This window comes from Rhodanobacter sp. Soil_C_14, from assembly GCF_057657335.1.
The window spans coordinates 356,345-366,998 of the sequence record NZ_JBDGIQ010000005.1; the positions used below are offsets into that span (position 1 = coordinate 356,345).

At 66.8% G+C, this 10,654-nt stretch carries 12 protein-coding genes; 7 read left to right on the top strand and 5 right to left on the bottom strand.

Features of this window, described 5'->3' with window-relative positions; genetic code table 11:
- Positions 1-56: 56 nt before the first annotated feature.
- Together AC3A56_RS14105 and AC3A56_RS14110 are read right to left on the bottom strand one after the other, a co-directional pair.
- The gene (locus AC3A56_RS14105; RefSeq protein ID WP_056718058.1) at positions 57-482 is read right to left on the bottom strand and encodes an RcnB family protein; all 426 of its coding nucleotides are present in this window, start codon (positions 480-482) and stop codon (positions 57-59) included.
- A 157-nt stretch (positions 483-639) separates the two neighbouring features.
- Positions 640-1,917 carry a 6-phosphofructokinase gene (locus AC3A56_RS14110; protein WP_487770741.1) on the bottom strand — a complete coding sequence of 426 codons (1,278 nt, stop codon included), beginning with the start codon at positions 1,915-1,917 and terminating at the stop codon, positions 640-642.
- A 192-nt stretch (positions 1,918-2,109) separates the two neighbouring features.
- On the opposite strand from AC3A56_RS14110, the gene AC3A56_RS14115 reads away from it, so the two are divergent.
- The 6 genes from AC3A56_RS14115 to AC3A56_RS14140 all read left to right on the top strand — a co-directional run bounded on the left by AC3A56_RS14115 (position 2,110) and on the right by AC3A56_RS14140 (position 7,500).
- Positions 2,110-2,694 carry an adenylate kinase gene (locus AC3A56_RS14115; RefSeq protein WP_056718060.1) on the top strand — a complete coding sequence of 195 codons (585 nt, stop codon included), beginning with the start codon at positions 2,110-2,112 and terminating at the stop codon, positions 2,692-2,694.
- Between the two features lie 44 nt (positions 2,695-2,738).
- Positions 2,739-4,184: a UDP-N-acetylmuramate:L-alanyl-gamma-D-glutamyl-meso-diaminopimelate ligase gene (gene mpl, locus AC3A56_RS14120; RefSeq protein WP_056718061.1), complete on the top strand. Its 1,446-nt coding sequence runs from the start codon at positions 2,739-2,741 to the stop codon at positions 4,182-4,184.
- A 45-nt stretch (positions 4,185-4,229) separates the two neighbouring features.
- Entirely contained in the window at positions 4,230-4,838 is a 609-nt protein-coding gene (locus tag AC3A56_RS14125) for an LON peptidase substrate-binding domain-containing protein (protein ID WP_487770742.1), read from the top strand.
- Positions 4,839-4,893: 55 nt separating this feature from the next.
- On the top strand, positions 4,894-5,712 hold the full coding sequence (locus AC3A56_RS14130) for an SDR family oxidoreductase (protein WP_007806540.1): 819 nt from the start codon (positions 4,894-4,896) through the stop codon (positions 5,710-5,712).
- A 116-nt stretch (positions 5,713-5,828) separates the two neighbouring features.
- Complete coding sequence (locus AC3A56_RS14135; protein WP_487770743.1) at positions 5,829-7,055, top strand: acetylornithine/succinylornithine family transaminase; 1,227 nt, start codon at positions 5,829-5,831, stop codon at positions 7,053-7,055.
- 25 nt (positions 7,056-7,080) lie between these two features.
- On the top strand, positions 7,081-7,500 hold the full coding sequence (locus AC3A56_RS14140) for a lactoylglutathione lyase (protein WP_007806537.1): 420 nt from the start codon (positions 7,081-7,083) through the stop codon (positions 7,498-7,500).
- A gap of 1 nt (position 7,501) precedes the next feature.
- Here the strand turns inward: AC3A56_RS14140 and hemL are convergent, their stop codons facing one another.
- Together hemL and thiE are read right to left on the bottom strand one after the other, a co-directional pair.
- Positions 7,502-8,785, bottom strand: coding sequence for a glutamate-1-semialdehyde 2,1-aminomutase (gene hemL / locus AC3A56_RS14145; protein ID WP_204109773.1), 1,284 nt, complete (start codon positions 8,783-8,785; stop codon positions 7,502-7,504).
- On the bottom strand, positions 8,782-9,408 hold the full coding sequence (gene thiE, locus AC3A56_RS14150) for a thiamine phosphate synthase (protein WP_487770752.1): 627 nt from the start codon (positions 9,406-9,408) through the stop codon (positions 8,782-8,784). Before thiE ends, hemL begins: the two co-directional genes overlap by 4 nt.
- A 125-nt stretch (positions 9,409-9,533) precedes the next feature.
- Between thiE and AC3A56_RS14155 the strand changes: the two genes are divergently transcribed.
- Positions 9,534-9,728, top strand: coding sequence for a rubredoxin (locus AC3A56_RS14155; RefSeq protein WP_040672978.1), 195 nt, complete (start codon positions 9,534-9,536; stop codon positions 9,726-9,728).
- A gap of 217 nt (positions 9,729-9,945) precedes the next feature.
- Here the strand turns inward: AC3A56_RS14155 and AC3A56_RS14160 are convergent, their stop codons facing one another.
- Positions 9,946-10,398 carry a DUF192 domain-containing protein gene (locus tag AC3A56_RS14160; protein WP_487770744.1) on the bottom strand — a complete coding sequence of 151 codons (453 nt, stop codon included), beginning with the start codon at positions 10,396-10,398 and terminating at the stop codon, positions 9,946-9,948.
- Between the last annotated feature and the right edge of the window lie 256 nt (positions 10,399-10,654).

Below are 10,654 nucleotides of genomic sequence, written 5' to 3' on the forward strand. Positions count from 1 at the left end.
CAAAGAAAAGGGCCATGCACGAATGCATGGCCCTGAAGGTTCAGCAGGCGGCGGACTTAGCGCAGCGCCAAGTCCAGGATGACGCCGGTGGCGATGGCGACCAGCAGGTAATCATTGTCCGCGCGTACCCAGTGGTAGCCACGTGGCGGGTGGCGCAGGTGGTAGTGGCCGTAGTCGCGCACGACGTAAGTCGGGCCGTAGTAACGATGGCCGCGCTCCCAGCGATGCGGATGACCGTAGTAGCGCGGGCCGACGTAGCCGCGATTGACGTAGCGTCGATCATCGTGGCGACGGTAGTCGCGGCGGCTGTCGTAGCGCCGATGGTCGTAGCGCCGCTCGTCATGACGCCGACTGTCGTGATGACGATCATTGCCGCGGTCGTGGCCATGACGGCCATGGTCACCGGGACCGGGCGCGGCCACGGCGAAACTGCCGGCGCTGAGCAGGGCGACGGCGACGAACAGGCGGGCGATGATTTTCATCTTCGGGTCTCCTCCCCTCGGCAATGGCCGCGACAATGCGGCGTTCGACCGGGGCAGGATGGATCGTAGGAAGCTGCGGCTGAACGCCAGCCGATTCCGGCAGGGCGGTTTCAGGTGGCGCTCAGCATCGCGAACAAGGTCACAGACTCCGCCCGGCTCAGCGCTGGAACGGGGCCAGCTTGCGTGGCACCGCGGCGTTCTTCAGGCTCACGTAGCGCGGCAGGCCGTCTCTGCCGTAGGGCAAGGGCGCCTCGCCCCGGATCAGCGGCGCCAGATAGCGCCGTGCGGCGGCGGTGATGCCGAAGCCGTCGCGGCTGATGAAACCCTTCGGCATCTTCTTCTCGCGGTTGGCGATCTTCGCCAGCGGCGCCGGTTCGATCTTCCAGCGGTAAGGCGCATCGGACGTGCGCACGATCACCGGCATCACTGCGTTCATCCCGGCCAGCGCGTATTCCACGGCGGCCCGGCCCACGGCATGCGCCTGTTCGGCATCGACCTTCGACGCGGCGTGGCGCGCCGAGCGCTGCAGGTAGTCGGGCAGCGCCCAGTGGTATTTGTAACCGAGCTTTTCCTTCACCAGCGCGGCCAGCACGGGCGCCACGCCGCCCAGTTGCGCATGGCCGAACGCGTCGCGCGTGCCCGCTTCGGCGAGGAACTGGCCGGCCGCGTTGCGCACGCCTTCGGAGGCGACCACGGTGCACCAGCCCACGCGCTCGACGGTGGCCTTCACCTTGGCCAGGAAGGCTGTCTCGTCGAAGGCGTTCTCGGGGAACAGGATGATGTGCGGCGGCGCATCGGCGCCCTCGCCGGCCAGGCCAGCGGCGGCAGCGATCCAGCCGGCGTGGCGGCCCATCACTTCGAGGATGAACACCTTGGTCGAAGTCTCGGCCATCGAGGCCACGTCGAGGCTGGCTTCCAGGGTGGAGATGGCGGTGTACTTCGCCACCGAGCCGAAACCGGGACAGCAGTCGGTGACGGCCAGGTCGTTGTCCACCGTCTTCGGCACGCCGATGCAGCGGATGTCGTAGTCCATGGCCTTGCCCAGCTGCGAGATCTTCAGCGCGGTGTCGGCCGAGTCGTTGCCGCCGTTGTAGAGGAACCAGCGAATGTCGTGCGCCCGGAACACCTCGATCAGCCGCTCGTACTCGGCGCGGTTGTCGTCCAGCGATTTCAGCTTGTAGCGGCACGAACCGAACGCGCCGCCGGGCGTGTGGCGCAGCATGGCAATCGCGCTGGCCGATTCCTTCGAGGTGTCGATCAGCTCTTCGCGCAGTGCGCCAAGGATGCCGTTGCGGGCGGCGTACACCTTCACTCCCTTGCCGCGGGCCGCTTCGATCACCCCCGCCGCGGTGGCGTTGATGACGGCGGTGACGCCGCCGGACTGGGCATGCAGGATGTTTCCGGCAGGGACGGGCGAACGGCGACTCGGGCTCATGGGTTCCTCGATACGGGCGATGAAGTGTTGCGCATGGTCGGCAACAAAGGTTTTGGCGACAGATACTTGCGCGTGCCTGGGGGTTGCCGCCGTTTGACGACTTGGGGTGCAGCGGCTAATTTGGCGCACAATATCCGGGATATCGGACGGACTGTTGCAGTGTGCGGCAGTACGTCGAACTTGTGGAGCATTATGCGACTCGTCCTACTTGGTGCGCCCGGCTCGGGCAAAGGTACGCAGGCAGCCCGATTGAAGACGGCGCTGGGCGTACCGCATATCTCGACCGGCGACATGCTGCGCGCCGCGGTGGCCGCGGGTACCGCGATGGGACTCAAGGCCAAGGCGGTGATGGATGCCGGCCAGCTGGTCTCCGACGACATCCTGCTCGGCATGCTGGAAGAGCGCCTGGCCCAGCCTGACGCGAAAGCCGGTTTCATCCTCGACGGCTATCCGCGCAACCTGGCCCAGGCCGATGCACTCGACCACCTGTTGGCCAAGCTCGGCCAGCCGCTGGATGCAGTGATCAAGCTGGACGTGCCGAACGACGCGATCATCGGTCGCTGCGAAATCCGCTTCAAGGCCGAAGCCCGCGCCGACGACAATCCCGACACCGTGCGCAAGCGCCTGGGCGTGTATGCCGAGCAGACCGCGCCGGTCGCCGATTTCTACGCCAGCCGCGGCAAGCTGCAGGTGGTCGATGGCGTCGGCGAGCTCGGCGAAGTCACCGCGCGGGTCGAACAGGCCCTGCACCGCGAGCCCGCTGCCGCGAACGGCTGAGCACTTCCCGCTCCGGCGGAGCGGACTTCACGGAGTCGTTCGGCATGCGCCTGCACATCCTCGGTATCTGCGGCACCTTCATGGGTGGCGTCGCCGCGCTCGCGCGTGAACTCGGCCACACGGTCGAAGGTTCCGACGCCAACGTGTATCCGCCGATGAGCACCCAGCTGGAAGCGCTGGGTATCGGCCTGATGAGCGGCTACACCGCGCAGCACCTGCAGCCGGCGCCGGATCTGGTGGTGGTCGGCAATGCGATGGTGCGCGGCAATCCCGCCGTCGAGTACATGCTCGACGCGCGTTTGAACTACATCTCCGGCCCGCAGTGGCTGGGCGAGACGGTGCTGGCCCGGCGCGACGTGCTGGCGGTGGCCGGCACCCACGGCAAGACCACCACCACCAGCCTGCTGGCGCATCTGCTGGAGAGCGCGGGGCTGGCGCCGGGTTTCCTGATCGGCGGAGTGCCGGGGAATTTCGGGGTGTCGGCACGGCTGGGGGGCAAGCAGGCATACGCGGGCCCCGAACCCTCATCCGGCGCTGCGCGCCACCTTCTCCCGAGGGGAGAAGGGAGTGTTGTGCCGCCTGCGGCGGCGCCTTTCGTGATTGAGGCGGACGAATACGACACCGCGTTCTTCGACAAGCGCTCGAAGTTCGTGCACTACCGTCCGCGCATCGCCATCCTCAACAACCTCGAATACGACCATGCGGACATCTTTCCCGACGTGGCCGCGATCCAGCGCCAGTTTCATCATCTGGTGCGCACGGTGCCCGGCAACGGCCGGCTGATCGTCAACGCGCACGACGAGCGCCTGGCCGAAGTGTTGGCGATGGGTTGCTGGACGCCGGTAGAAACCTTCGGCATCGGCCGCGGCGACTGGCAGGCCAGCCTGATCGAGGCGGATGGCTCGGCCTTTGCCGTGCATCATCGTGGCGTGCGGCTGGGCGAAATACGCTGGACCCTGCTCGGCCATCACAGCGTGATGAACGCGCTGGCGGCGCTGGCCGCGGCGGCTGCCGCGGGTGCCGATCCGCAAGCGTTGTTGTCCGCCTTCGCCAGCTTCGAGAGCGTCAAGCGCCGGATGGAACTGGTCGGCGAGGTGGACGGCATACGCGTCTACGACGACTTCGCCCATCATCCCACCGCGATCGCCACCACCCTGGCCGGCCTGCGCGCCAGCGTGGGAACGGCGCGCATCCTGGTCGCGCTGGAGCCACGCTCCAATTCGATGCGCCAGGGCGCGCATGCCGAGGCGCTGGCGCCGTCGCTTGCCGATGCCGATGCCGTGGTCTTTCTGCAGCGCCCGGAATTGCCCTGGGATGCGCACCGGGTGACTGACGCGCTGGACGGTCGCGGTGCCACGGTCGCGACGGTCGATGCACTGATCGCCCATCTGCGCGGGCAGACCCGACCGGGCGACCAGGTCGTGTTCATGTCCAACGGCGGCTTCGAGGCGGCACCGCGTCGCTTCGTGGAAAGCCTGCGCCAGGCCTGAGCGGCCGGCGGTGACCCTGCCCATCGCTGTCGTTACACTCTGGACATGGTTGCCCAGTCCCAGTCGCCGCTGATCGAGATGCCGCTGTTCCCGCTGCCTGCCGTGCTGTTTCCGGCCGGCAAGCTGCAATTGCGCATCTTCGAGCCGCGCTACATCGATCTGGTGCGCGAGTGCACGCGTTACGGCACCGGCTTTGGCGTCTGCCTGATCCTGCAGGGACAGGAAACCGGCGCGCCGGCGGTGCCTGCGGCGATCGGCACGATGGCGCACATCCATGACTTCAACACCGATGAAAGCGGCCTCCTCGGCATCATGGCCACCGGCGGCCGGCGCTTTCGGGTAGCGCGAAGTCGGGCAAGATCGGACGGCCTGCTGCGCGGCGAAGTGGAAATCTGGCCGGACGAGCCGGCCGTGGAAGTGCCGGTGGAGTTCGCTCTGTTGCAGAGCATCCTGGAGCGCCTGATCGAAACCATGGCGCCTCACTGGCGCGATGCGCCACGCCGCGCCTACGAGGATGCCAGCTGGCTCGGCCTGCGCCTGGCCGAACTGCTGCCGCTGGATGTCGCCGAGCAGCAATGCATGCTGGAGCTGACCGACCCCCTGCTGCGCCTGGCCGAATTGCGCGACATCCTGCCGCGTTTCCAGAAGGCATAGTCGTCACCCGCTAGACTGCCTGCCTGCACTTTCTCTTTCGAGGATTCGACACATCATGGATACGCTGGCCGGCAAGACCTTGTTCATCAGCGGCGCGTCGCGGGGCATCGGTCTGGCGATCGCGCTGCGCGCTGCGCGCGACGGCGCCAACATCGTGATCGCGGCGAAGAGCAACGTGGCCAACCCGAAACTGCCGGGTACCATCCACACCGCGGCCGCGGAGATCGAGGCGGCCGGTGGCAAGGCGCTGGCGTTGCAGGTGGACATCCGCGAGGAAGAGCAGGTGGTCGCGGCCGCCGCACGGGCCGCCGAACATTTCGGCGGCATCGACATCGTGGTGAACAACGCCAGCGCGATCTGGCTGGCCGGCACCGCCGAGACGCCGATGAAGCGCTTCGACCTGATGCAGCAGGTGAATACCCGCGGCACCTTCCTTGTGACCCGCAGTTGCCTGCCGTACCTGAAACAGGCGGCCAATCCGCACGTGCTGATGCTGTCGCCGCCGCCGAACCTCGATCCGAAATGGTTTGCGCCGCATACCGCCTACACCATCGCCAAGTACGGCATGAGCCTGTGCGTGCTGGGCATGAGCCCGGAGTTTGCCCCGATGGGCATTGCAGTGAACGCGCTGTGGCCGCGCACGGTGATCGCCACGGCGGCGATCGGCATGATCGATGGCGTGAAGGTCGAGCATTGCCGTAAGCCCGAGATCGTCGCCGATGCGGCCCACGCCATGCTGACGCGGCGCTCGACGGAATACACCGGCCATTTCGCGATCGACGAGGATGTCCTGCGCGAGGCCGGGATCAGCGATCTGTCCGGCTACGCCGTGCAGCCCGGGGCGCCCCTGCTGCCGGACCTGTTCCTGGACTGAACCCGTGGCGCGCTGCGTCGGCTGCCCCGCCGCGGCGCCGATCGCGGCCAGGCTCCACGATGCCACGTCGCGTTTTTCACCCGGTTCGCACCGACATCAACTTTTTCGAGAACGACATGCACGAACAAGCCTCCGACCTGATCGAACTGGGCAAGCGTTACTGGCTGCCGGTCTACAAGCCGCGCGAACTGGTGCTCGATCACGGCAAGGGGGCGCGGGTGTGGGATACGGAGGGCCGCGACTACGTGGACTTCGGCGCCGGCATCGCGGTGAATGCGCTCGGCCATCAGGACCCCGACCTGCTGGCCGCGTTGACCGCGCAGGCGCACAAGCTGTGGCACAGCAGCAACGTGTTCTACACCGAACCGCCGCTGCGCCTGGCCGCGGAGCTGGTGGAAGCGTCCGGCTTCGCCGAGCGGGTGTTCCTGTGCAATTCGGGTGCGGAAGCGAACGAGGCGGCGATCAAGCTGGTGCGCAAGTGGGCGGCAGCGAACGGGCGCGCGCCGGAGCGGCGGAACATCCTCACGTTCTTCGGCTCGTTCCACGGACGCACGCTGGCTACCGTCACCGCCACCGCGCAACCGAAATACCAGGAGGGCTACGAGCCCCTGCCGGCGGGCTTCGTGCACGCCGCGTTCAACGACGTCGATGCGCTGGAGACAGCCTTCGCCGAACACGACATCGCGGCGGTGATGCTGGAGCCGATCCAGGGCGAAGGTGGCGTGCTGCCTGCGGCGCCCGGCTTCCTGCGGCGCGTCCGCGAGCTGTGCGATGCGCACGACGCCTTGCTGGTGCTGGACGAGATCCAGTGCGGCATGGGCCGCACCGGCTCACTCTTCGCCCATTCCCATGACGGCGTCACGCCGGACATCGTGACCCTGGCCAAGGCGCTGGGCAGCGGATTTCCGATCGGCGCGATGCTGGCCGGCCCCAGGGTGGCCGAGGTGATGCAGTACGGCGCGCACGGCACCACCTTCGGCGGCAACCCGATGGCGGCGGCGGTCGCCCGCGTCGCGCTGGCCAAGCTGGGTTCGCCCGCGGTGCTGGCCAACGTGGAGCGGCAGGCGAACGACTTGCGCGCCGGCCTCGCCCGGATCAATCACGAGTTGAACCTGTTCGACGAAGTGCGCGGACGCGGCCTGATGATCGGTGCAGTGCTGGCCGAGGCGCATCGGGGCAAGGCGGCGGCGATCCTCGATCATGCCGCGGCACGTGGCCTGCTGCTGTTGCAGGCCGGGCCCGACGTGCTGCGCTTCGTGCCACCGCTGACGATTGCCGACGAGGAACTGGCCGATGGCCTGGCCCGTCTGCACGCGGCCTTGAGCGATTTCGCGGCAAGCTGACACAGCTGAACATCCGGAGCCGGCGATGAAATATCTGCACAGCATGGTGCGCGTGCGCGACCTCGATGCGTCGCTGCGTTTCTACTGCGAGGGGCTGGGGCTGCGCGAAGTGCGCCGCAAGGAAGTGCCCGAGGGCAAGTTCACCCTGGTGTTCCTGTCCGCGGCGGAGAGCCCGGAGGCCGAGATCGAGCTGACCCACAACTGGGGTTCGCAGGAAGACTACGGTTCGGCGCGCAACTTCGGCCATCTCGCGTTTCGCGTCGATGACATCTACGCCACCTGCCAGCGCCTGCAGGACATGGGTTACACCATCCATCGCCCGCCGCGCGACGGCCACATGGCCTTCGTGCGTTCGCCCGACCTGATCTCGGTCGAGCTGCTTCAGGAAGGCCAGTTGCCGCCGCGTGAGCCGTGGGCGTCGATGCCGAACACCGGCAGCTGGTGAATCAGCCCTTCGCCTCGCGTAGGGCGCCGCGGGCGGCTTCCAGTGTGTCGGCGATGTCCTGGTCGCTGTGCGCGCTGGACATGAAGCCGGCTTCGAACGCGGAAGGGGCGAGGTACACGCCACGCTTCAGCATGCCGTGGAAGAAGCGGTTGAACAGGGCGCTGTCCGCTGCGGTGGCTTGCGCGTAGGTCGTTACCTTCTCCGCGGTGAAGAACAGGCCGAACATGCCGCCGACGCGATTGGTGCTGAAGGCCACGCCTTCGCCATCGGCGACCGACTGGAAGCCGTCGGTCAGCAGGCGCGTGCGTGCGGCCAGCCTGTCATGGAAGCCGGGCGCCTGGATCAGCTCCAGCATGGCCAGGCCCGCAGCCATCGCCACGGGATTTCCGCTCAGCGTTCCAGCCTGGTAGATCGGCCCGGCCGGTGCGATCTGCTCCATCAGTTCGCGCTTGCCGCCATAGGCGCCCACCGGCATGCCGCCGCCGATGATCTTGCCGAAGGTGGTCAGGTCGGGCGTCACGCCGTAATGCGCCTGCGCGCCGCCGAGCGCCACGCGGAAACCGGTCATCACCTCGTCGAAGATCAGCAGCGCACCGGATTGCGTGCACAGCTCGCGCAGACCCTGCAGGTAGCCGTCGAGCGGGGCGATGCAGTTCATGTTGCCTGCGACGGGCTCGATGATCAGGCCCGCGATCTCGTGTCCCTGCTCGGCGAACAGCGCCCTGGCCGCATCCAGATCGTTGTAGGGGAGGGTCAATGTGAGGTCGGCATTGGCCTTGGGCACGCCCGGCGAGGTCGGCACGCCGAAGGTCAGCGCACCGGAACCGGCCTTGACCAGGAAACTGTCGCCATGGCCGTGGTAGCAGCCTTCGAACTTCACGATCTTGCTGCGGCCGGTGGCGCCGCGGGCGAGGCGGATCGCCGACATGGTCGCCTCGGTGCCGGAGTTGACCATGCGCACCATGTCGATAGAAGGGATCAGGCGCGTGATCGTTTCGGCCATCACGACTTCGGCCGGGCATGGCGTGCCGAACGACAGGCCGTGCCGGATCGCCCGTTCCACCGACTCGCGCACCGCCGGATGGTTGTGGCCGACGATCATCGGGCCCCAGGAACCCACGTAGTCGATGTAGCGATGGCCCTCGACATCCCACAGGTACGCGCCATCCGCACGCTCCGTGAAGAACGGCTCGCCGCCCACGGATTTGAATGCGCGCACGGGCGAGTTCACGCCGCCGGGCATCAATTGCCGGGCGCGCTGGAAGAGTTCGTGGTTGGTCGTCATGCGGATTCCCGATCGGAGGAGTACAGGTCGTCGAAGCGTCGTGCGGCGGCGCGAACGTCGGTGGCGGCAAGCACCGACGCCACGGCGGCCAGGTAGTCCGCACCCGCTTCAACCAGTGGCCGCCCATTGTCCGGCGTGATGCCACCGATCGCCACCCGCGCTATGCCCAGCGCGGCGCTTTGCCTCAGCAGGTCGATTGGCGCCAGTGACGCCGACGGCTTGGTCGACGACGGAAAGAACGCACCGAACGAGACGTAGCTGGCGCCGGCGCGGGCCGCTGCTTCCGCCCGCGGCAGCGAGTCGTAGCAGGAGACACCGATGATCGCCTGCGGCCCCAGGGCCTCGCGTACCGCCGCCGGATCGTCGTCGTCGCGACCGAGGTGCACGCCGTCTGCACCGACTTCCATGGCCAGGGCGATGTCGTGGTCGATGATCAGCGGAACATGGTGCGCCCGACAAAGCGCCGCAAGCGCGCTGGCCTCGGCATGGCGACGTTGCGCATCACGGCCGAGATCCCGGTATTGCAGCATCCGGGCACCACCTTCCAGCGCCAGCGTGGTGGCTTCGAGCAAGTCTGCCCGTGGCCCGTTCGTGATGGCATACAGTCCGCGCCGGGTCGGCATTCCGCGTGTATTCAAGTGTTGACCTCATGTCGGCAAGTCAGGTGGGTGCGTCCGACCCGCGCTTTCGTATTCGCGGTCGAGTTGCGAGAATGGGCAATTATCCTGCGATTCGAAGAAATCCGATCATGAGCCAGAGTTCCAGCGAGACCGCCGTCCGCAAATGGATGTGTGTTGTGTGTGGTTACATTTACGACGAAGCCATCGGCGTGCCCGATGAGGGCATTCCTGCCGGCACCCGTTGGGAAGACGTGCCCGATACCTGGACGTGTCCGGATTGCGGCACCACCAAGGACGACTTCGAGATGATCGAGCTCGACTGAGCGCCGATTCCCGCCAGCAAACGGCCCGATTCCGTCAGCGCACTGACCGGGCCGCCTGCTCTGATGTTCCTGCGCCCGGTCCGCGGCGCGCCATGCAGGAGCATCTCATGCAGCAGTTCATTCCCTTTGAAGACGACTGGGACGCGCTGGAGAACCTGCGTCCCGAAGATCTGGTTCCCTATCGCATCGGCATGCTCGACACGCCCCGTGCGGCGGTTCAGCGCACCGCACCGAGCTCGCCGTCGATCTTCAGCACGTCGCCCGCCTTGAAGCCCATCCGCTGCGAGGTGCCTGCCGGCAGTTCCAGCACATAGATTGCCGGCGCGGCGCTCGGATAGACCGGGCAGGGATCGGCCTTGCAGGGTGGTACATCCTGCTGCACCGAAACCAGCCGCTTTTGCTCGTCGAAGTACAGGATGTCCAGCGGAATGAGCGTGTTCTTCATCCAGAAGGCCTGCGGGCCGATCGCTGGAAACGCAAACAGCATGCCGTGATCGGCCGCCAGCGTGGTGCGCATCATCAGGCCACGCTGGCGACTGGCATCGTCCGTGGCCAGTTCGACCGAGAACCGATGGCCGTCCAGTTCAACCGTGGCCGCAGCTTCATGTGTCCTCGCGCTGCAGGAGCAGGCAGCCAGCAGGAACGGGGTCGTGGTCAGCCATCGTTTCATCACGTACTCATCCGGTGTGGAAGGTTGCAGGCCAGTGTAGTGCGGCATGGAAAGCCCGCCGTGAGGAAACAAAGTAGTGAAAAAGTTGCGCGACCCCCTTCCAAGATCGGTTGCCGGGCGCTATGATTCTCGCCCCTTCGACGAGACGTCCTGCTGCGAAGGTTCCTGCTTCAAACAATCTCGAAAAAAGCTTTCACGAGGGTGTTGACGGAGAGGAAAAGCGATGTAGAATGGGCGGCTCACCTAGGACGAAACG